The sequence below is a fragment of the Streptomonospora nanhaiensis genome (genome assembly GCF_026642255.1).
In the GTDB taxonomy this organism is placed as follows: Bacteria; Actinomycetota; Actinomycetes; order Streptosporangiales; family Streptosporangiaceae; genus Nocardiopsis; species Nocardiopsis tropica.
This window is the reverse complement of sequence record NZ_CP113264.1, coordinates 6,945,816-6,966,359: the sequence shown is the minus strand read 5'-3', so window position 1 is coordinate 6,966,359 and position 20,544 is coordinate 6,945,816. Positions and strand designations below refer to the sequence as shown.

The window sequence follows — 20,544 nt, the reverse complement described above, 5'->3', positions numbered from 1 at the left end:
ACAGCGTCCGGGAGCGGTGCGGGCCCGCCCTGCCTGGCGCACCGGACCCGGAGAGCGGTAGAACGGTGACATGTCGTCACCGACGGAACATCCAGCCGCATGGGCTCGGACCGACGTCCCCGAGGGGCTCGGTCTGGGCACACTCCTCCCCGAGCCCGACGGCTACCGCCTGGAGGCGGGGGAGACCGTGGTCGAGGGCGAGGAGCGGTTCTTCACCCGCTTCACCGTCCGCACCGACCTCGCCTGGGCGACCCGGGAGGTGCGCACCGAGGTCGTGAGCAGCCGGGGCACGGCCGCGGTCGCCCTCGCCGCCCAGGGCGGCCACTGGTTCGACGACAAGGGGAACCCCCTCCCCGGCCTGGTCGGCTGCCTGGACGTGGACGTCGCCGCCACACCGCTGACCAACACCCTCCCGATCCGCAGGCTGGGCCTGCGGCCCGGCGAGTACCGGGACATCCAGGTCGTCTGGATCGACATCCCCTCCCTGCGTGTGCGCCGGGTCCGGCAGCGCTACACGCGCCACGCGGCCGAGGGGGGACTGGAGCGCTACACCTACCGGGACCCCCTGCACGGCGAGTACCGCCTCTCGGTGGACGGGCACGGCGTGGTGGTCGACTACGAGCGCTTCGCCCGGCGGCTGCGCGCGGACGACTGAGCCCGCGCGGCTCCCGCAGGCCCTCCCCGCCCCGGTCCTCCGCCGCGATCGCGGCGGCCCGGGGCCGGTTCCTTCCGCGGTCGGCGAGGCCCCGGCTGCGCGGCCCGCCGCCCCGCGCGCGATAATCGGCGGGAACACGCACGAGACCCACGGGGGAGAGCTGTGACCGACATCGAGCTGAGCCGGGCCCGCCGCGAGATCATCCTCGACCTGGACGTGCCCGAGGACTTCGACGTGCGCGCCGAGATCGAACGGCGCGTGACCTTCCTCTCCGAACTGCTGGCCACCACCGGCGCCACCGCCCTCGTCCTGGGCATCAGCGGCGGCGTCGACTCGCTGACGGCCGGTCTTCTGTGCCGCCTGGCCGTGGACCGTGCTCGGGAGGCCGGGCACACCGCCGAGTACGTCGCCATGCGCCTCCCCTACGGCGCGCAGAAGGACGAGGAGGACGCCGCGCGCGCCGTCGACCTCACCGCGCCGGACCGCTGCCTCACCGTGGACGTCAAGCCCGCCAGCGACGCCATGGCGGCCTCCCTCGCCGAGTCCGGGCTCGCCTACACCGAGGCCTCCGAGGACTTCGTCCTGGGCAACGTCAAGGCAAGGCAGAGGATGATCGCCCAGTATGCCGTCGCCGGCGGCCTGCGCGGCCTGGTGATCGGCACCGACCACGCGGCCGAGGCCGTCACGGGGTTCTTCACCAAGTACGGCGACGGCGGCGTGGACGTCGTCCCGCTGACCGGTCTGACCAAGCGCCGGGTGCGCGCGGTCGCCGCGGAGCTCGGCGCCCCGGACGACCTGGTGTCGAAGGTCCCCACCGCCGACCTGGAGACCCTGTCGCCGCAGAAGCCGGACGAGGAGGCGCTCGGTCTGACCTACGACCAGATCGACGACTTCCTGGAGGGGCTGCCGGTGCCCGAGCACGTGGAGACCACGCTGGTCGACCGGTACCGCGCCACCGCACACAAGCGCGCGCTGCCCACCGCTCCCCAGGGGCGCTGACCACGGAGGTCGGTGACACCCGCCCCTCCCGTCGCAGGCGAAGAGGGCCTCCGGCGCCGGTGTGGACGTCGCCGTCCACACCGGGCCGGAAGGCCCTCGACGCCCCACGCCGCCCACGCCGACGCCCGCCCCCGCACCAGCGGGGCCGGACACGCTGAGGCGTTCACGGGGTGGCCGCACCACGACGACCACCACCGGTTCCACACCGCCCTCGCCGGCCCTCCAGCTTCCCGTGTCCCCGGCCTCTCGGGTCGGTACGCCCGGGCCGCGGGTGCTCCCGGTGGTCTGGCGCCCGCGCCGATCGCCGCGAGCGGCCGTCGGACGCGGTCCCTCCCGTCCGGGCTCCACTACCCTGCCGGGCGCTCCCGCGCGGTGGTGCGGGCACCACCTTTTCGGGGAGTGCGAACCGCCGGTTCAAAAGGGGCGTCAGATCCATCGCGACCACCCGCCTGTTCCGCCTAAGGTCGTAACAACGCGCGTCACCGATCTGCCGACACCGACGCGGGCCCGCCGTAGGGCGCGTTGGAGAACGCGTTGCCACCCCCTGATCCCGGTCGACTCCGACCACTGGGAACACGCTATGCCCAGGGGGTCCGTGCACGGGAAGACCTAGGAGCGACATGACCGTGACCGTCGAGAACGAGGGCGGGGGCTTGCTGTCCGCGCCCCCGCCCGGCACCGTCCACGCGGCCTCACCCGCCGCCGACCAGCGGGTCCCCCGGCCCGGAGCGGGGCGTGACAGGTTTCTCGACGTCATCAGGCTCCTCGTCATGGCCCTCGTGGTCATGCAGCACTGGTGGCTCCCGGTCCTGGCCCAGGACCAGGGCGTCCTGGAGGCGGGAAGCGTCCTGGAGACCGAGGGCGGCTTCGCCCTCACGTGGGTCGTCCAGGTCATGCCGCTGATCTTCTTCGTCGGCGGGGCCGCGAACCTCATCAGCTGGCGCTCGGCCTCGGACAAGGGGGTCCCGGCCTCGACCTGGTACGCGCGCAGACTGCGCCGCCTCGCCTGGCCCGTGGTGCCGCTCGCGATCGTGTGGATCACCGCCTCCCACCTGCTGGTGCTGAGCGGCGCCCCCGCGGAGTCGGTCCTGGTGGGCTCGGGCGCGGCGGGCATGGTCCTGTGGTTCCTGGCGGTGTACGTGCTGGTCGTGGTGGCGACCCCGGTGCTGTTCGCCGCGCAGGAGAGGTTCGGGTGGTGGGTGCCGGCGGCGCTGCTCGCCGGCGCGGTCGCCGTCGACGCCGTCCGGTACGGGACCGGTGCGGACTGGGTCGGGTACCTGAACATCGCGTTCGTGTGGCTGGGCATCCACCAGCTCGGCTTCCGCTACGCGACGGGGGCGATCCGCCTCCGCTACGCGGCGATGATGGCCGTGGGCGGCGGCGTCGCCGCGCTGGCCCTGGTGCTGTTCGGGCCGTACTCGGTGAACATGACGGGCGTGTTCGCCGCCGAGACCTCGAACGTGTCCCCGCCGACCCTGGTGCTCGGCTCCCTGGGCGTCCTCCAGATCGGCGTCGCGGTGCTGCTGCGGGAGAGGATCAGCGCGTGGTCGGACCGCCCCGGGCCCGCGCGGATGCTGGACCGGGTCTGCCCGCAGCTGATGACGGTCTACCTGTGGCACATGATCCCGGTCAGCGTGGTCGCGGGGGTCCTGGTGTTCGGCCTGGGGATCGACACCCCGGCGCCGCTGACGGGCACGTGGCTGCTGTGGGGCGTGCTGGGCCTGGCGGTCCTGCTGCCGATGATCGCGCCGCTGGCGCACTGGGCGGTGCGGTTCGAGAACCCGCCGAAGGCGCTGAGCGGCTCCCCCGGCATGCTGCGGGTCCTGGTCGCGGCCGCGCTGATCGGCGGCGGGATGCTGATACTGACGGTGTCGGGCCTGGGCGTGGGCCTGGCGCCCCTGCTCGGGCTGCTGGCGGTCCTGTCGGGCCTGATGCTGACGCGGGCGCCCGTACGGGTCTGACGTCCTGCGCCCCTCCGGCGCGGCCCCGGTCCCCGCGCGGGGACCGGGGCCGCCGTCGTCGAAGGGGACGCGGGTCCGGTCCCGTTCCCCGCCCATCCGACCGTCCGGCGCCCCGCCCCGGGCCCGGTGGTGTCGGGGCGGTCCGTCCCCGCCCCCCACGGCCCGCGCCGCGCAGGCGTCCGGCGCGCCCCTCCGGCGCCCCCCGGGCCCGGTGGTGGCGACGCGCCGGAGCGGGTAGACCGGACAGCATGGACCCGACACGCATCGCCTTCGAACGGCGCGGGCGCGGTCGCCCGCTGGTGCTGCTCCACGGCCTGGGCGACCGGCGCCAGAGCTGGAAGGTCGTCATGACCCGGCTCGCCCGGGACTACCAGGTCATCTGTGTGGACCTGCCCGGCTTCGGCTCGACCCCCGCGCCGGGGGCCGACGAGCCCTACGACGTCCTGAGCATGACCGAGGACGTCCGCGCCCTCTGCGAACTGCACGGTTGGGAGCGCCCGCACCTGGCCGGGAACTCCCTCGGGGGATCGATCGCCCTGGAACTGGGGGCCCGTGGGCTGGCGGGGTCGGTGACGGTGTTCTCCCCGGCAGGGTTCTCGGACAGCCTCGCCCGGTGGGGGATGCGCGCGGTAGGCGTCGCCGCCGACCTGGCGACCCGGATCCCGACGCCGGTCAAGGAGCGCCTCGCCAACACCGCGCCCGCCCGGGCCGCCGCGCGGATCGCCCTGCGGGGCGACCCCTCCTCGCCCGAGGCCAAGGCCACCCGCTTCAGTGTGCAGGGGCTCGAACCGGGAGCCCCCTACGTGCGGATGGTCCCGCGCATCGCCGAGTACCACTTCGAGGCGCGGCCCATCGACTGTCCCGTGACCATCGCCTGGGGGGACCGCGACCGGACCCTGCTGCCGTCCAGCGCGGTGCACGCCCACGAGCGGGTGCCGAACGCGCGCATGGTCTCCCTGATCGGCAGCGGGCACATCCCCATGGCCGACGACCCCGTCACGGTCGCCGAGCACATCCGCTGGACCTGCCGCTCGGCCGACCTGGGGGGCCGGCGGGCCGCCCGCGGGCGAGCCCTTCCGCCGTCCGCCGGCCGGTGAGCGGAGCCCCCGGCGGAGGGCGGTCCCGGGAGCCGGATCCGCCGTCCGCGCCGCCCGTCCGTCCGGCCCCGGCGGCAGCCGCCAGGGGGACCCCGCCCGTCCGGACGGAGCGCCCGGAGTCCCGCCCGTCCGGTCGGTCCCCGGCACACCGGACCCCGGGGGTACCGGGGGCCCGGCGCTCCGCGCGCGTTCGCGCCGGGGCCGTCCCGGCGGCGCGCGACCGGGGCCCGGTTCGCCGGGCCCTGGGCTACCGCCGCGTCGACCTCGCGGGATAGCGTGGTCCGGCGTACCGACGAGGAGGCAGTGGATTGACAGCATCGACACACCGTGCCCCGGGGCATCCCGAGTGGCTGCGGGAGGAGGAGCGGAGGCTGTGCGCCTTCGCCGCGGGCTCCGCGGTGCCCGACGGCTTCGGCTGGTTGGACGCGCGCGGCGGGGTGGAGCGGGACCGGCCGGTCGCCACCTGGATCACCGCGCGGATGACGCACGTGTTCTCCCTGGCCCACCTCCGCGGTGACGCGGACGCCGGCCGGCTCGCCGACCACGGGGTGGCCGCACTCGCGAACGGGCCGCTGCGCGACGGGGAGCTGGGCGGGTGGTTCGACCGGGTTCCGGAGGGGCGCCCTGCCGGGGACGCGTCCCGGGAGCGCTCCCACGCAGAGGGCGGGGAGCCGGGGGCCGACCTCCCGCGCAAGTCCGCCTACGAGCACGCGTTCGTGGTCCTGGCGGCCTCCACCGCCACCGCCGCGGGCCGCCCCGGCGCCCGCGACCTGCTCGACGAGGCGCTGCGGGTCATGGACGCCCGCTTCTGGGAGGAGTCGGCGGGGGCCGTCCGGGAGAGCTGGGACGCCGGGTGGAAGGCCACCGAGGAGTACCGGGGCGCCAACAGCAACATGCACTGCGTCGAGGCGTTCCTCGCCGCCGCCGACGCCACCGGCGACACCCTCTGGACGCGGCGCGCGCTCGCCGTCGCGGAGCGGCTGGTCCACGGTGTGGCCGCCGCCCACGACTGGCGCCTGCCCGAGCACTTCACCCCCGGCTGGGAGCCCGTCCCGGACTACAACCGGGACCGGCCGGACCACCCCTTCCGCCCCTTCGGGAGCACCACCGGCCACCTGCTCGAATGGGCGCGGCTGCTGGTCCACCTGGAGATCGCGCTCACCCGGGCGGGCGAGGACGTCCCCGACTGGCTGACCCCCGACGCCCGGAGCCTGTTCTCCCACGCCGTCCGGCGCGGGTGGGGGGTCGACGGCGAGGACGGTTTCGTCTACACCCTCGACTGGCAGGACGGCCCGGTCGTGCGCGAGCGCATGCACTGGGTGGTGGCCGAGGCGACGATGGCCGCCTGGGCGCTGGCCCGGCACACGGGCGACGGCGAGTACACCCTCCTCTACGACCGCTGGTGGGACTACGCAGCCAGGTTCCACCTGGACGGCGAGCACGGCAGCTGGCACCACGAACTCGATCCGGCCAACCGGCCGGCGGGAAGCGTCTGGGCGGGCAAGCCCGACGTCTACCACGCCTACCAGGCGACCCTTCTGCCCCAGATCGGGTTGTCGACCTCCCTCGCGGACGCGCTCCCCGCGACGTCCGCCCCGGCCCCCGGAGGAGACGAGTGACCGCGCGAAGCACGGACGGCACGAGGGCGTCGGGCGCACCCGCGCGCCTCGTCGTGATCGGTGAGAACGTCATGGACCTGCTGCCCACCGGCCACGGCGCCGGCGTGCTGCGTGCCTCACCGGGAGGGGGTCCCGCCAACACGGCCGTCGCGGCGGCCCGGCTCGGCACCCCGACCCGCCTGCTCGCCCGGATCGGCTCGGACGGCTTCGGCGCGATGATCCGTGAGCGGCTGCTCGGCGAGGGCCTGGACCCCGCCGGCCTCCTGGCGGCGGAGGAGCCGTCGGCCCTGGCCCTCGCCTCGCTCGGTCCGGACGGGTCGGCCCGCTACGACTTCCGCATGGACGACGCCGCCGACTGGCACTGGCGCGCGGGCGAACTCCCGGAGGAGCTGGAGCCGCAGGTGCGCGCCCTGCACGCCGCGTCGATCGCCCTGTTCCGCGAGCCGGGGGCCTCCCGGATCGAGTCGCTGCTGCGCCGCGAGCACGGGAGGGGGCGGGTGACGCTCACCCTGGACCCCAACATCCGGCCGGACGTCATCGGCGACCCGGCGACCGCGCGCGCCCTGGCCCTGCGGCACTGTGCGCAGGCGCACGTGGTCAAGGCCAGCGACGAGGACCTGGCGTTCCTGTACCCGGACCTGTCGCCGTCGCGGGCGGCCCTCGCCCTCGCCGCCCTCGGCCCGTCGCTGGTCGTGGCGACCCTCGGCGGCGAGGGGGCCCTCGCGGTCTCCCACGGTGTGGAGGCGGCGGTCGAGGCGCCCGAGGTCGAGGTGGTGGACACGGTCGGCGCGGGCGACTCGTTCATGGGAGCGCTGCTGACCTGGCTGGACCGCCGCGACCTGCTGGGCGACGGCCCCCGGGCCCGTCTGGCGGGGACGACCCGGGGGGACCTGGAGGAGATGCTGCGGTTCGCGGCGTCCGCCGCCGCGGTCACGGTGACCCGTGAGGGCGCCGACCCGCCGGTCCTCGCGGACCTGGCGGACCCCGCGGGGGACGCCGTCTGAACAGCGGGGCCGCCGGACGTCCGGCGGCCCCGCGCCGGGGTCAGAGGCCCTCGCGCGTCCCGCGGACGACGTGGTCGACCACGTCGGTGAGGTACCCCCGCCGGGCGTAAGCGGAGCGCTGGCGGGCCGCCCCCGTCCCGGCCTCCCGGGCCCGGTCGAGCAGCGCCGACACCAGGTCGGCGTCGCCGTTGGCGCTCAGGCCGGGGAGCGCCGCGTTCCACAGCCGTTCGAGGGCGTAGGCCCCCGGCAGGCACTCGCCGGTGAGCGGGTCGGGGACGCTGCCCTCCAGGCCGTCCCGGGCGGCGCGCCACATGGCGGCGCGCAGGGTCTGGTCGGTGATCTCCGGCGCGGGCCTGCCGTGGTGGACGTCGGCGAGCGCGCGGGTGGCCAGGCCGCGGGCGAGGACGGCGAACAGCAGCGCCTCCTCGGCGGTCGCGGCCACGTCCCCCACCCGGATCTCCAGGGTGGGCAGGTGGTCGGACAGGCGGACGTCCCAGTAGACCATGTGCCTGTCCAGGATCGCTCCGGCGGAGGACAGCGCCCGCACCGCCCGCTCGTGCTCGGCCAGTGAGCGCAGCATGGGGGGCGGCCCGGCGGAGGGCAGCCGGTTCCAGGTGATGGACCGCCAGCTCGCGTAGCCGGTGTCGACCCCCGCGTGGAAGGGCGAGTTCGCGGACAGTGCCACCAGGAAGGGGAGCCAGCGCCGCAGGTGGTCGCTCACCGCCACGGCGGTCTCGCGGTCGGGGATGCCCACGTGCACGTGGCAACCGCACACGATGTGGGAGGTGCGCAGTGCTCCCGCGTGCGCGGCGATGTCGGCGTAGCGGGGGCCGTCGCTCACGAGGGCGGCCGAGGTGTCGCCGATGACGGCGGTGCCCGTGGCCGCCACGGCGAGCCCGGCCTCGTCGGCGGAGCGCGCCAGTTCGCCGCGGGCCGCGCGGAGGAACCGCAGGGCGTCGTCGGCGGTCTCGCACACAGGGCTGTTGGCCTCGACCTGGACGCGGCTGAACTCCCCGGACAGGCGTTCGTCCGGCATGCGGGCGCGGGACAGGAGCTCGGGCGCCCGGGAGAGGATCCGGCGGGTGCGCGGATCGACGACGAAGAACTCCTCCTCGACACCGAACGTGGGACTTCTCGCGGTGGTGCGGGTGTGGGTGGATGCCGGTAACCACTGGCCGTGTGCTGTCGTGGAGCGGTTCTCCATGGGCGTCGGTCCCTCCTGCTGTCCGGGGGTGTCCCGGACTGGATATCCCGTGCAGGGCGGCCGCGACAGTGTCCCGAAGAAGACAAAGAGCTATCCGTTGATTCGTTTGTCCTCTTTGTCGGGATCGCGGGTGTGGCGTTGCGCGCGCGTTACGGATTTATAACCGCCCCTGGAGTCGGTGAATCCCCGACGGGGCTCCGGACCGCCGTGCGGAGTGAGAGACGTCACTCTTCCGGGGGTGTGGAAACGCAGGTGGGTGCTGGGGCACCCCCGGGAACACCCGCCCCCCGGTTCCCCGCGGGAGGCGTCCCGGGCCCGCGGGAGCCACCGCGTGCGACTCGGTGCGGGCATCGGTGAAACGACCAGTGTGGACCTTCGCACCTGCCGTGACGGGGGGCCGCTGTGCGAATGTGAGCACGTGGAAGGCAGCGAACCCGAACCCCCGAACACCCGCCTCCGTGGCCGTGACACGGAGACGCGGGCCCTCGCCGACGCCCTGGGCGGCGCCAGGTCCGGACGGGGCACGGCCCTGCTCGTCTCCGGCGGTCCGGGCAGGGGGAAGACGGCCCTCCTCGACCACGCCCGCGGCGCCGCCGGTGGTTTCACCGTGCTCCACGCGGGGGGTATCTCCGACGAGGCGGGCCTCCCCTTCTCCGGACTCCAACGCCTGCTCCGCCCCCTCGGCGCCGAGGTCGACGGGCTCCCCGAGCCCTGGCGCCCGCTCCTCCGGGAGGCCCTCACCCGCGGCGCGGTGGCCGACGCCGACCGGCTCGCCCTCTACACGGCGCTGCCCGAACTCCTGTCCCGCACGGCCGCCGGGCGCGGTCGGCCGCTGCTGGTCTGCGTGGACGACGCCGACCGGCTGGACGCCCCCTCGCTGGACGCGCTGTCCTTCACGGCCCGCCGGCTCGGCGGCACCCCGGTCGCCGCCCTGTTCACCGCGCGCGAGGGACACGGCAAGCCCGCCGGGGCGCGCCTGCCCGAGACCATGGGCGAGCCCACCCCCGACGCGCTCGTGCCCGGCATCGCCGAACTCCTCCTCGCCCCTCTGGAGGAGCGGGCGGTGCACGACATCCTCACCGACAGCGCTCCTGTCACCCTCGCCTCCGCCGTCCGCTCCTCCCTCGTCCGCGCCGCCCACGGCAACCCGGCCGCCGTCCTCGGCTACCTGCGCGGACTGGCCCCGGCGCAGCTCCTCGGCGAGGAGCCGCTGCCCGACCCGCCCCGCCTGCCCGGCCGCCTGCGCGGCGACTTCCTCGCCCCCTACCGCGACCTGCCCGAGCGGGCCCGCCACCTCCTCCTGCTCGCCGCGCTCAGCACCGCGCCCCGCGTCCACCTGCTGCTCACCGCCTCCGGCGGGGCCGACACGACCATCACCGACCTCGAACCCGCGGAGGAGCGGGGCCTGGTCCGGGTGGAGGGCGACGCCGTCGTCTTCACGGACCCCCTGACCCGCGAGGCGATCGCCCAGGACACCCCCGCCGGGCGGTTGCGCGACGCCCACCGGGCGCTGGCCGGGGCGGTGGACCCGGAGCGGGCGCCCGTGGAGTTCTCCCTGCACACCGCCGCGGGTACGAGCGCCCCCGACGCGGACCTGTTCGAGGCGGTGTCCGCCGCCGCCCGCCGGGCCAAGCGCCTGGAGGGCCGCCTCGCCGCCTCCCACGCGTTCGAGCGCGCCGCCTGGCTGTCACCGGACTCCGACGAGCGCGCCTGCCGCCTGACCACCGCCTCCTACGAGGCCTACATGGCGGGCCGCACCGAACGCGCCACCCGCCTGCTGTCGCAGGCGCGCCCCCTCGCGGTCTCCGACCGGCGCCGCGTCACCGTCGACTTCATCGACGCCCAGATCGCCATGCGCGGCGAGAACGCCCTCGACGTGGCCGAGCGGCTGTACACCGTCGGGCGCGAGCTCATCCCGCACGACCGCTTCCTGGCCCTGCGGGCGCTGGTCCGCTCCGCCGACTCCGCCTCCCTGGCCGGCGACGCCGGACGCCACGCCCGCGCCGCCGAGCTGGCGGTCTCCCTGGTCCGCACCGACGACCCGGCGCCGATGCGCCTGCTGTCGGCCTTCCTGGAGGGGTGCGTGATCTCCTTCCGGGGCGACTACCCGGGGTCCACGCCCCTGCTGCGCGAGGCCACCGGGCTGGCGGAGATCGCCAAGCCCTCCGAGCTGATCTGGGCGGGCATCACCGGGCTGCGGCTGGCCGACGCGCCCTTCGTGCGCGCGGCGACCTCCCGGGCGGCGGAGGTCGGCCGGGCGCGCGGCGAACAGGCCACCCTCCCCGCCGCTCTGGGGTTCCTGGTCTTCTCCGAGTTCTGGAGCGGCCGGTTCCCGTCCGCGGCCGGTACCGCGCTCACCGGCCTCAGGGTGTCCCGTGAGAGCGGGCAGACCATCTGGGCCACCCAGCACCTGGCGTCGCTGGCCATGATCGCGGCCATCCAGGGCGACGTGGACACCTGCCGGATCCGCGCCCGCGCGGTCGCCTCCCAGGCGGGCGAGAACAGCCTCGGGCTGGCGGCGGCCCTGGCGGCGTGGGCGCTCGCCGTACTGGAGCTGTCCCGGGGCAACGCGGCGGAGGCGTTCTTCCGGCTGCGCTCCCTCGTGCACTCCGCCCCCGGCCACGGCCACCCCACCATGCGGCTGCTGACCGCCCCGCACTTCGTGGAGGCCGCGGTCAGGATGGGCGAGACGGAGTGGGCCCGCACGTCCCTGGCCGGGTACCGGCGCTGGGCCGAGTCGGTGGGGAGCCCGAGCGCGCTGGCCCTGGCCGCGCGCGGTTCCGGGCTCCTGGCCACGGGCGACGAGGCGGCCGACCACTTCGAGAACGCCCTGGCCCTGCACCGGGCGTGCGGGGACGACGACGTCGAGCACGCCCGCACCCAGCTGCTGTTCGGCGCCTTCCTCCGCAGGGCGCGCCTGCCCGGCCGGGCCCGCGAGCACCTGAACAACGCGGTGGAGACCTTCGAGCGCTTCGGCGCGAGGCTGTGGGTACGGCAGACCCGTGCCGAGCTGCGCGCCATCGGCACCGCCGCGACCGGACCCGACCCCGGGCCGCACGCGGCCGGCGAGCTGACCGCGCAACAGCAGCAGATCGCCCGCCTGGTCGCCGAGGGGGCCACCAACCGCGAGGTGGCCGCGCACATGTTCATCAGCCCGCGCACGGTCGAGCACCACCTGCGCGGCATCTTCCGCAAGCTCAACATCAGGTCCCGCGTGGACCTGGCCCGCCTGTTCAACTGACCCTCCGGTCCGACGGCCCCCGGGCCGCCGGACACCCCTGCCATACCAACTGGTCGGTACGGGTTTTCGGTCGGCAACCGCGAGAAAGGCAGCCATGACAACGACCGCAGCGGACCATCTCCTGAGAGCGGACGGGGTGACCGTGCGCTTCGGAGGCCTCACCGCACTCGACGACGTCGGGCTCCAGGTCGCGCCGGGGTCCGTCGTCGGCCTCATCGGCCCCAACGGCGCGGGCAAGACCACCCTGTTCAACGTCCTCTCCGGCGTGCTGCGGCCCACCGCCGGCACCATCACCTGGAAGGGGGCCCCGCCGCCCGGCCGCAGGCCCCACCACCTCGCCCGCGCCGGCATCGCCCGCACCTTCCAGGGCCTCAACCTCTTCCCGATGATGACGGTCCTGGACAACGTCGTCGCCGGAGCCGACCGCCTCGCCGCCGGAGGGGCGTTCTCCCTGATCAGCGGTCTCGGACGGCACCACCGCGACGAGAGGGAGCTGCGCGCCCGCGCCCTCGCCGCCCTGGAGGGGTTCGGGATCGCCGAGCACGCGCACCGGCTCCCCGGCACCCTCCCCTACGGCCTGCAGAAGCAGGTCGCCCTGGCCCGCGCCTGCGTCGGCGAACCCGAACTCCTCCTCCTGGACGAACCCGCCAGCGGGCTGTCCGGGACGCAGATCGACGCCCTCGCCGAGCAGATCCGCGGCTTCAGCCGGGACATGGCCGTGGTCCTGGTCGAACACCACATGGACCTGGTCATGCGCGTCTGCGACCGCATCGTCGTCCTCGACTTCGGCCGGGTCATCTCCACGGGGACGCCGGAGGAGGTCCAGGCCGACCCCCTCGTCACCCGGGCCTACCTCGGCGCCTCCGACGACGCCGCCCCCGGCCACACGAACGGAGCCCCCCGATGACCGCGGCACCCCTTCTCACCGTCGAGGGGCTCAGCGCCTCCTACGGCGCCGTCCGGGCCCTCGACGGCGTCTCCCTCGCCATCCCCGCCGGCGGCATCTGCGCCGTGCTCGGCGCCAACGGCGCGGGCAAGACCACGCTGCTGCGGACCGTCACCGGCCTCCACCCCTCCTCCTCCGGCCGGGTCCTCCTCGACGGGGACGACATCACCCGGCTCCCCGCGGAGAAGGCCATCACCCGCGGCCTCGCCCACGTCCCCGAGGGGGGCGGCGTCATCGCCGAGCTCACCGTCGAGGAGAACCTGCGCCTGGGCGGGCTGTGGCGGTCCGACCGCCGGGACAGGAGCACGTTCACCGAGGTCATGGAGCTCTTCCCGCCCCTGGCCGAACGGCGCGGCAAGACCGCGAGCACCCTCTCCGGCGGCGAGCGCCAGATGCTCGCCATCGGCCGCGCCCTCATGGGCAGGCCGCGGATCCTGCTCCTGGACGAGCCCTCGCTCGGGCTGGCGCCCCTGGTCACGCGGCAGATCTTCGGCCTCCTGCGCGACCTCCGGGACCGCACCGGGCTCACCGTCGTCCTCGTCGAGCAGAACGCCGCCGGGGCGCTGGCGGTCACCGACACCGGGTTCGTGCTCAACCAGGGGCGGGTCGTCGCCGAGGGCGCCTCCTCCGAACTGCTCTCCGACGACCGCACGCGCCACGCCTACCTGGGCTTCTGAGGAGCACCCCCATGACCCACTTCATCAACCTGACCCTCAACGGGTTGGCGACCGGGGCGGCCTACGCGGCACTGGCGCTGTCCCTCGTGATCATCTACCAGGCCACGCGCCTGGTGAACTTCGCCCAGCCCGCGCTCGCCCTGGTCGCGGTCTACACCGCCTACACCGTCACCGGGATCACCGGCTCCTACTGGCTCGGGTTCGCGGCCGCGCTGACGGCCGGGCTGGTCGCCGGGGCGGCGGTCGAGCGGTTCGTCATCAGGCCCATCGCCCGCGTCTCCCAGCTCAACGCCATCATCGTCACCCTCGGACTCCTCCTGGTCGTCCAGGGCCTGGTGGGCATGGTCTGGGGCAACGAGCAGCACGGGTTCCGGTACGCGTTCAGCTACGTGGGCCGCTTCGCCCCGTCCAGCGTGTTCGCCCTCGTGTCCGTCGGCGCCGTCGCCCTCCTGCTGTTCGCCCTCTACCGGTTCACCCCGCTCGGCCTGCGCATGCGGGCCGCCGCCTTCCACCCCGAGGCCGCCCGGCTCAGCGGCGTGCGGGTCGGCCTGATGCTCACCGCGGGGTGGGCCATCGCCTCCTGCATCGGGGCCCTCGCGGGCATGCTCGCCGGACCCCCGTTCATCTCCCCGAACGTGTTCGACGTCGTGTTCGTCTACGGCATCACCGCCGCCGTCATCGGCGGCCTGGACAACCCGTTCGGCGCCGTCGTCGGCGGGCTGCTCATCGGCCTCGGCATGTCCTACGTGTCCGGGTACGCCGGCCCCGAACTGGCCACCCTCACGGCCCTCGCCATCGTCGTCGTCGTCCTGAGCGTGCGTCCCGACGGCATCCTGTCCCGTCCGACCGCGCGGAAGGTGTAGCCATGTCCTCGCCCACCGGAAAGAGCGCGGAACGCGCCACCGGCCCCGGCGCCCACGCCGCGGGAAGCCCCGACACGCCCCGCGGCCGGAGTCGGCGGACACTGCCCTCGCCGCTGCGCCACCTCCTGTTCGCGGCGCTCGGCCTCGCCGCGGTGACGGGCCTGCTGCTCGTCACCGGGGACCTCACCGCGCTGCGCCTGGCCGCCGTCGGCTACACCATGCTCGCCGTCGCGGGCCTGCAGCTGCTCGTCGGGGGCAGCGGCCAGGTGTCGCTCGGCCACGGGGCGTTCATGATGATCGGCGCCTACACGATGACGCTGCTCGTCCTCCACCAGCCGATGCTGCCCATCGCCGCGAACCTGCTGATCATCGTCGCCGTGTCGGCGGTCGCGGGCATCGCGGTCGGCGCGGCCACCGCCCGCCTCCACGGCCCCTACCTCGCCGGGGCCACCCTGATCCTGGCGGTCGGGCTGCCCGGGCTGACCCACCGCTACCACGAGTTCCTCGGCGGCAGCAACGGGCTCAACATCCGCACCGCCGGGGCGCCCCCGTTCCTCCAGGGGGTCTTCACCGACAGCGAGTGGAAGGCGCTCGTCGTGTGGACCACCGTCGTCATCGGCCTCGCCGTGCTCGCCACCATCTCCTCCGGCCGCCTGGGCCGCCGCATGCGCTCCCTGCGCGACGACGAGACGGCCGCCGCCATGGCGGGCGTCCCCGTCGGGAAGACCAAGGTGGTCGCGTTCGTCATCGCCTCCGCCGCGGGGGGCCTCGGCGGAGGGCTGCAGGCCTACGTGCTCGGCACCGCCACCCCCAGCAGCTTCACCCTCGTGCTCTCCCTGACCCTGCTCGCCGCCCTGGTGTTCGGCGGCATCGGCAGCCTGTGGGGCGCGCTCTGGGCGGCGGTCACCGTCGTCTACCTCCAGATCTGGGCCACCGACCTGGCCCGCTCCCTCGAACTCGGCAGGAACGTCGAGAACAACCTCCCGGTCGTGTTCTTCGGGATCGTCCTCATCCTCGTCCTGCGCTTCTGGCCCCTGGGGCTCCACGGCGCGCTCACACGCCTGGGCGCCCGGCTGCGGCCCCCCACGACCCGCTGATCCCTCCACCCCCCATCGAAGGAGAACCACCATGCGAAGAGGAACACCGGGCGTACTCGCCGCCGCCCTCGCGCTGACGGTCATGGCGACCGCCTGCACGGGCGCGGGCGAGGTCGCCGACGGCGGCGAGGTCGACCTGGACGTGTCGACCGGCGTCACCGACGACAGCATCGTCCTCGGCTCCCACCAGCCCCTGACCGGACCCGCCGCCCCCGGATACCTGGCGGTCTCCCAGGGGGCGAGGGCCGTGTTCGACTACGTCAACGCCCAGGGCGGCATCCACGGACGCCAGATCGACTACCGGGTGGAGGACGACGCCTACGACCCGGCGCAGACCATCGACGTCACCCGCCAGCTGGTCCTGGAGGACGAGATCTTCGCGATGGTGGGCGGGCTGGGCACGCCCACGCACGGCGGCGTCATCGACTACCTCAACGACGAGGGCGTCCCCGACATCTTCCCGTCGTCCGGAGCCCTGGCCTGGAACAACACCGAGGAGCACCCGCTCACGTACGGCTGGCAGACCGACTACACGAAGGAGGCGAAGATCCAGGGCCAGTACATCAGCGAGAACTTCTCCGGCCAGAACGTCGGCTACCTGTACCAGAACGACGACATCGGGGAGGACTCCCAGGCGGGCCTGGACCAGTACCTCGCCGACGAGGTCGTCGCCCGCGAGCACTACGAGTCCGAGGTGTCCGACCTCAGCGCACAGGTCGCCGAGTTCGAGCGCACCGAGGCCGAGGTGGTCGTCTGCTCCTGCATCCCGGCGTTCGTCGCCCTCGCCATGCTGGAGGCGGCGAGCATCGGCTACGAGCCGCAGTGGGTCATCTCCAGCATCGGCGGGGACACCGCGACCCTCCAGGGCCTGCTCGCCGAGTTCACCCAGGACACGGACGCCGAGGACGTCCCTGCCGACGCGTTCCTGGACGGCGCCCTCGTCACCAGCTACATGCCGCGCGTCGAGGACCAGGAGGACGAGTGGGCCCAGTTCTTCCTGGAGGTCTACGGGGAGTACGGCGAGGGCGAGACCGTCACCAACACCCACGTGTTCGGCATGACCCAGGCCGTCATGGTGGCCCAGGTCCTCAGGTCGGCCGGCCAGGACCTCACCCGCCAGTCGCTCGTCGACGCGATGGAGGCCCAGGAGTGGCAGGGGCCGGGCCTCCTGCCCTTCTCCTCCAGCGGTGGCGACCACGGCGGACACCAGGGCGTGTACGTCGTCCAGTACCGGGCCGGCGGCACCATCGAGATGGTCCAGGGCCCCCGGGTGACCGACCGTGAGGGCGGCGGCATCGAGGAGACCGACTTCGAGCGGCTGCCCCCGGAGGAGCTGGACTTCCACGACTGACCGGGGTCGGACCGGTAGGACAGGGCGGTGGCCCGGAGGGAAGTCCCTCCGGGCCACCGCCTGTGTGCTCTCCGCCGTCCGGGCCACGGGCCCGGCCCGGGTCAGGACCCGTGCGGGCAGGAGTCCCGGTAGTCGGAGAAGTCCGTGCCGAACCCGGTGTCGGGCGCCGGGCACAGGAACTGCTCGTACCGCTCGTCCTCGTCCACGAACCGCTTCAGCCAGGAGATGCTGTACTTCGCGATCGCGGTGTTGGACATGTTGGGCGCGAAGTGGGAGGCGCCCCGCAGCTCCAGGTAGGCCCTGTCCAGGTTGCCGGGCAGGCTCTCGTAGAACGGGATGGAGTGGGTCCGCACCGAAGCGACGCTGTCGTTCTCGGCGCCGATGACCAGCGTCGGGACCTCCATGCCGGACCAGCTCTTCTGGGTGTGCCAGGGGGTCAGCGGGATCGCCGCACGCAGTTCGGGCCGGTCGTCGGCGACCGCGAGCGTGCCGCCGCCGCCCATGGAGTGGCCCATCACCGCCAGGCGGTCGCCGTCCACGCGGTCGGCCACGTCGCTGTCCTCGACCAGGTAGTCCAGGGCCGCGTCCAGCTGGCGGCCCCGGCTGTCGGGCTGGTCGTAGCGGGTCGTGGTGTCGATGGTGAACACCACGAACCCCTGGGAGGCGATCCGGTGCCCGTACCAGGACATCGAGGACTGCCCGGCGGTGTAGCCCGGGGCGATGACCACGCCGCCGAACGTGCCCTCGCTGGTGTCGGTCGGGTAGTAGATCGTGCCGCCGCCGAAACCGCTCACCAGGGAGGACACGGTGTCGGTGTCGGTGTCGAAGTGGCCCCGGACGGCGGTGACGCTCCGCTCGGTGGGGTCCGGGCCGCGCTCGTACTCACTGGCGGCCTGGGCGGGGGAGGCGAGACCGCCGGAGAGGCCCGCGACCAGTGCGAGGGCCATCGCCGACCGGGCGGCGAACCGGGCCGTCCGGGAGCGCGGACGGCCGGAGTCCTCCCGGAGTTCGGGGGAGGGGGGATTCATTGTCAGCACGTCGTTTTCCTTTTCTCGTGCAGCGGGAATCCGCGAGTCCTGGGGCGGACGCGGATCGGAGAACCATCAGGAAAGGAGATGTGCTCGGACGGGGGTCCGGCCAGCTCCTACCGCGCCCTCTACGAAACCCGATAGGGGGTCGGGAAATCGAATGGGACCTGGTTCCGGGGAAATGTTTCTCCGTTAATTCACTATGAAGTCGACAGTGTGAACGTGCATCCGTTGGATCACCAGTGCCTGGGTCGGGGCAGGTCGGGCGGGGGGCGCCCGTTTCCGGGGCGCGCACGGCCGCCGCCGGGGGCGGTCCCCGGTGTTTTGCACGACCGCGTCCCGGGCAGGGCGGTGGGCACCGAGAACCAACGAGGATCGGGGAGTGAGGACAGTGCCCGGTGCGAAGGAACTCCCGGCGACCCTGAAGCGGTCACCGAAGAAGGCCCAGGACACCTGGATCAAGGCGCACGACTCCGCGGTGGAGGAGTACGGCGAAGGGGAACGCGCCCACCGGGTGGCGATCGCGGCGCTCAAGCACAAGTTCGAGAAGCAGGGCGACCACTGGGTGCCCAAGCAGCGGTCGGGACCCTCCGACGCACAGGCCGCCAACCCGAAGGCCGGGCGCAACAGGGGCGGCAAGGACCTGCCCACCGCCGGCGGGGTGGACGCCAACGCCACGAAGGACCACCTCTACGGCCGGGCCAAGGAGCTGGGCATCCAGGGCCGCTCGTCCATGACCAAGCCCCAGCTCGTCGAGGCGCTCCGCAAGGAGAGCAACCGGCGGACCTCGGGCTCCGGGAAGAGCGGGTCCTCGAAGTCCCGCCGCTCCTCCTGACACACCGCACCACCCGTACCACCCGCACCGCGGGCGGGCGGCCGTGCGCGCCGCGCGCCCGCGGGCCACACCTGGGGGCGAGATGGCCCAGAACGTCGCCGACCACCTGCTGCGCCGCCTGTCCGACTGGGGCGTCACCGAGATCTTCGGCTATCCCGGTGACGGCATCGACGGACTCGTGGCGCAGATGGGGCGCACGGAGGGCGCGCCGCGGTTCGTGCAGAGCCGGCACGAGGAGATGTCCGCCTTCGAGGCGGTGGGCTACGCCAAGTTCGGCGGCAGGTTCGGGGTCTGCCTGGCGACCGGGGGGCCGGGGGCGGTCCACCTGCTCAACGGGCTCTACGACGCCAAGCTCGACCACGTGCCCGTCGTGGCGATCGTGGGGCAGACGGCGCGCAGCGCCATGGGCGGCAGCTACCAGCAGGAGGTGGACCTCCACAGCCTGTTCAAGGACGTCGCCGGGGCCTACGTCCAGACGGTGACGGTGCCCGAGCAGCTGCCCAACGTGCTGGACCGCGCGATCCGCACCGCGCTCGCGGAGAGGACCCCCACGGCCGTCATCGTCCCCGCCGACGTGCAGGAGGCGGACTACTCCCCGCCCGGGCACGAGTTCAAGGAAGTGCCCTCCAGCAGGCCCGACCCGGACGCCGGACCGGGCACGGTGCTGCCGCCCGAGTCCGAGATGGACCGCGCGGCCGAGGTCGTCGAGGCCGGTGAGCGCGTGGCCCTCCTGGTGGGCCAGGGCGCCCGCGGCGCCGTCGACGAGGTCCTGCACCTGGCGGACCTCACCGGGGCGGGGATCGCCAAGGCCCTCCTGGGCAAGGACGTGCTGGACGACACGCTGCCCTTCGTCACGGGGTCCATCGGGCTCCTGGGCACCCGGCCGTCGTGGGAGCTGATGCGCGACTGCGACACCCTGGTCATCATCGGGTCCAACCTGCCCTACACCCAGTTCCTGCCGCCCTTCGGGCGACGCGCGGTCCAGATCGACATCGATCCGAAGTTCATCGGCATGCGCTACCCGACCGAGGTCAACCTGGTGGGCGACGCCGCCGCCACCCTGCGCGCGCTGAGCGACCGGCTCTCCCCCGACGCCGGGCGCGACCGCGCGCGGAGCCGGTGGCGGGAGACCGTGGAGGACAACGTCGCCCGGTGGTGGCGTGTCCTGGACAGCCAGGCGCGGCTGGAGGCCGACCCGGTCAACCCGATGCTGGTCTTCCACGAACTCTCCCCACTGCTGCCCGACAACGCCGTGGTGACCGCGGACTCCGGGTCGGCGACCAACTGGTACGCGCGCTTCGTCCGCCTGCGGCACGGTATGCGCGGCTCCCTCTCGGGAACGCTCGCCACCATGGGCTGCGCGGTGCCCTACGCGATCGGGGCCAAGTTCGCCGCCCCGGACCGGCCCGCCGTCGCCCTGGTCGGGGACGGGGCCATGCAGATGAACGGGCTCATGGAACTGCTCACCGCACGCCGGTACCAGCACCTGTGGGAGGACCCCCGCCTGGTGGTCTGCGTGCTCCACAACAACGACCTCAACCAGGTCACCTGGGAGCTGCGGGCCATGGGGGGCTCTCCCAGGACACCTTTCTCCCAGGACCTGCCGGACATGTCCTACGCGGACTTCGCCGAGTCCGTCGGGATGACCGGTATCGGCGTCGACCGGCCGGACCAGGTGGCGCCGGCCTGGCGCCGGGCGCTCGCCGCCGACGGGCCGGTGCTGATCGACGTCCGCTGCGACGGCAACGTCCCGCCCATCCCGCCCGAGGTGGAGTGGGACCAGCTCGTCGACACCGCGAGGGCGCTCGTGTCGGGCGACCCGGACGCGGCGGACGTCGTGCGCCGGGGGCTCGCCGCCAAGGCACGGGAGTTCCTGCCGGGCCGCGGCTGAACGGGGGCCGCGGCGCGGCCGGGACGGGGCCCGGGACCGCACGGGCGGGGGCGGGGACCGCACGGTCCCCGCCCCC

General features: G+C 74.2%; 16 protein-coding genes. 14 read left to right on the top strand and 2 right to left on the bottom strand.

All coding sequences use genetic code 11. The features are described 5' to 3' along the window. Nucleotides 1–70 precede the first annotated feature (70 nt). The 6 genes from OUQ99_RS30145 to OUQ99_RS30115 all read left to right on the top strand — a co-directional run bounded on the left by OUQ99_RS30145 (nucleotide 71) and on the right by OUQ99_RS30115 (nucleotide 7,335). Nucleotides 71–655, top strand: coding sequence for a putative glycolipid-binding domain-containing protein (locus OUQ99_RS30145; RefSeq protein ID WP_267947139.1), 585 nt, complete (start codon nucleotides 71–73; stop codon nucleotides 653–655). 162 nt (nucleotides 656–817) lie between these two features. Next, nucleotides 818–1,654 carry an ammonia-dependent NAD(+) synthetase gene (gene nadE / locus OUQ99_RS30140; protein ID WP_267947138.1) on the top strand — a complete coding sequence of 279 codons (837 nt, stop codon included), beginning with the start codon at nucleotides 818–820 and terminating at the stop codon, nucleotides 1,652–1,654. Nucleotides 1,655–2,274: 620 nt separating this feature from the next. After that, a complete protein-coding gene (locus OUQ99_RS30130; RefSeq protein ID WP_267947137.1) occupies nucleotides 2,275–3,615 on the top strand; it encodes an acyltransferase family protein in 1,341 nt (446 codons plus the stop codon). 248 nt (nucleotides 3,616–3,863) lie between these two features. After that, a complete protein-coding gene (locus OUQ99_RS30125) occupies nucleotides 3,864–4,712 on the top strand; it encodes an alpha/beta fold hydrolase (protein ID WP_267947136.1) in 849 nt (282 codons plus the stop codon). A 308-nt stretch (nucleotides 4,713–5,020) separates the two neighbouring features. Next, nucleotides 5,021–6,331 carry an AGE family epimerase/isomerase gene (locus tag OUQ99_RS30120; RefSeq protein ID WP_267947135.1) on the top strand — a complete coding sequence of 437 codons (1,311 nt, stop codon included), beginning with the start codon at nucleotides 5,021–5,023 and terminating at the stop codon, nucleotides 6,329–6,331. Continuing rightward, nucleotides 6,328–7,335, top strand: coding sequence for a carbohydrate kinase family protein (locus tag OUQ99_RS30115; protein WP_267947134.1), 1,008 nt, complete (start codon nucleotides 6,328–6,330; stop codon nucleotides 7,333–7,335). The genes OUQ99_RS30120 and OUQ99_RS30115 overlap by 4 nt, the downstream gene beginning before the upstream one ends. 40 nt (nucleotides 7,336–7,375) lie before the next feature. On the opposite strand, the gene OUQ99_RS30110 is transcribed toward OUQ99_RS30115, so the two are convergent. Then, a complete protein-coding gene (locus OUQ99_RS30110) occupies nucleotides 7,376–8,539 on the bottom strand; it encodes a carboxylate-amine ligase (protein ID WP_267947133.1) in 1,164 nt (387 codons plus the stop codon). A gap of 418 nt (nucleotides 8,540–8,957) precedes the next feature. Between OUQ99_RS30110 and OUQ99_RS30105 the strand changes: the two genes are divergently transcribed. The 6 genes from OUQ99_RS30105 (at nucleotide 8,958) to OUQ99_RS30080 (ending at nucleotide 16,714) form a co-directional block, all read left to right on the top strand. After that, on the top strand, nucleotides 8,958–11,780 hold the full coding sequence (locus tag OUQ99_RS30105) for an AAA family ATPase (RefSeq protein WP_267947132.1): 2,823 nt from the start codon (nucleotides 8,958–8,960) through the stop codon (nucleotides 11,778–11,780). A 94-nt stretch (nucleotides 11,781–11,874) separates the two neighbouring features. Next, nucleotides 11,875–12,687 carry an ABC transporter ATP-binding protein gene (locus tag OUQ99_RS30100; RefSeq protein ID WP_267947131.1) on the top strand — a complete coding sequence of 271 codons (813 nt, stop codon included), beginning with the start codon at nucleotides 11,875–11,877 and terminating at the stop codon, nucleotides 12,685–12,687. After that, nucleotides 12,684–13,403 (top strand): ABC transporter ATP-binding protein, encoded by a 720-nt coding sequence (locus OUQ99_RS30095; protein ID WP_267947130.1) that lies wholly within the window; start codon nucleotides 12,684–12,686, stop codon nucleotides 13,401–13,403. Before OUQ99_RS30100 ends, OUQ99_RS30095 begins: the two co-directional genes overlap by 4 nt. A gap of 11 nt (nucleotides 13,404–13,414) precedes the next feature. Beyond that, nucleotides 13,415–14,266 carry a branched-chain amino acid ABC transporter permease gene (locus tag OUQ99_RS30090; RefSeq protein ID WP_267947129.1) on the top strand — a complete coding sequence of 284 codons (852 nt, stop codon included), beginning with the start codon at nucleotides 13,415–13,417 and terminating at the stop codon, nucleotides 14,264–14,266. A 2-nt stretch (nucleotides 14,267–14,268) separates the two neighbouring features. Beyond that, nucleotides 14,269–15,363, top strand: a complete 1,095-nt coding sequence (locus OUQ99_RS30085; RefSeq protein WP_267947128.1) for a branched-chain amino acid ABC transporter permease — start codon at nucleotides 14,269–14,271, stop codon at nucleotides 15,361–15,363. A 31-nt stretch (nucleotides 15,364–15,394) separates the two neighbouring features. Further along, nucleotides 15,395–16,714, top strand: coding sequence for an ABC transporter substrate-binding protein (locus tag OUQ99_RS30080; RefSeq protein WP_267947127.1), 1,320 nt, complete (start codon nucleotides 15,395–15,397; stop codon nucleotides 16,712–16,714). Between the two features lie 101 nt (nucleotides 16,715–16,815). Here the strand turns inward: OUQ99_RS30080 and OUQ99_RS30075 are convergent, their stop codons facing one another. Further along, complete coding sequence (locus OUQ99_RS30075; protein ID WP_267950564.1) at nucleotides 16,816–17,742, bottom strand: alpha/beta hydrolase family protein; 927 nt, start codon at nucleotides 17,740–17,742, stop codon at nucleotides 16,816–16,818. 391 nt (nucleotides 17,743–18,133) lie between these two features. On the opposite strand from OUQ99_RS30075, the gene OUQ99_RS30070 reads away from it, so the two are divergent. Together OUQ99_RS30070 and OUQ99_RS30065 are read left to right on the top strand one after the other, a co-directional pair. Continuing rightward, complete coding sequence (locus OUQ99_RS30070) at nucleotides 18,134–18,577, top strand: ChaB family protein (RefSeq protein ID WP_267950563.1); 444 nt, start codon at nucleotides 18,134–18,136, stop codon at nucleotides 18,575–18,577. Between the two features lie 82 nt (nucleotides 18,578–18,659). Continuing rightward, nucleotides 18,660–20,468: a thiamine pyrophosphate-requiring protein gene (locus tag OUQ99_RS30065; protein WP_267947126.1), complete on the top strand. Its 1,809-nt coding sequence runs from the start codon at nucleotides 18,660–18,662 to the stop codon at nucleotides 20,466–20,468. Nucleotides 20,469–20,544: the final 76 nt, after the last annotated feature.

Coding starts and splice junctions, on each gene's coding strand:
- OUQ99_RS30090 (WP_267947129.1), top strand. CDS start 13,415: ATGACCCACTTCATCAACCTGACCCTCAACGGGTTGGCGACCGGGGCG.
- OUQ99_RS30110 (WP_267947133.1), bottom strand. CDS start 8,539: ATGGAGAACCGCTCCACGACAGCACACGGCCAGTGGTTACCGGCATCC.
- OUQ99_RS30080 (WP_267947127.1), top strand. CDS start 15,395: ATGCGAAGAGGAACACCGGGCGTACTCGCCGCCGCCCTCGCGCTGACG.
- OUQ99_RS30065 (WP_267947126.1), top strand. CDS start 18,660: ATGGCCCAGAACGTCGCCGACCACCTGCTGCGCCGCCTGTCCGACTGG.
- OUQ99_RS30085 (WP_267947128.1), top strand. CDS start 14,269: ATGTCCTCGCCCACCGGAAAGAGCGCGGAACGCGCCACCGGCCCCGGC.
- OUQ99_RS30130 (WP_267947137.1), top strand. CDS start 2,275: ATGACCGTGACCGTCGAGAACGAGGGCGGGGGCTTGCTGTCCGCGCCC.
- OUQ99_RS30095 (WP_267947130.1), top strand. CDS start 12,684: ATGACCGCGGCACCCCTTCTCACCGTCGAGGGGCTCAGCGCCTCCTAC.
- OUQ99_RS30145 (WP_267947139.1), top strand. CDS start 71: ATGTCGTCACCGACGGAACATCCAGCCGCATGGGCTCGGACCGACGTC.
- OUQ99_RS30075 (WP_267950564.1), bottom strand. CDS start 17,742: ATGAATCCCCCCTCCCCCGAACTCCGGGAGGACTCCGGCCGTCCGCGC.
- OUQ99_RS30125 (WP_267947136.1), top strand. CDS start 3,864: ATGGACCCGACACGCATCGCCTTCGAACGGCGCGGGCGCGGTCGCCCG.
- OUQ99_RS30100 (WP_267947131.1), top strand. CDS start 11,875: ATGACAACGACCGCAGCGGACCATCTCCTGAGAGCGGACGGGGTGACC.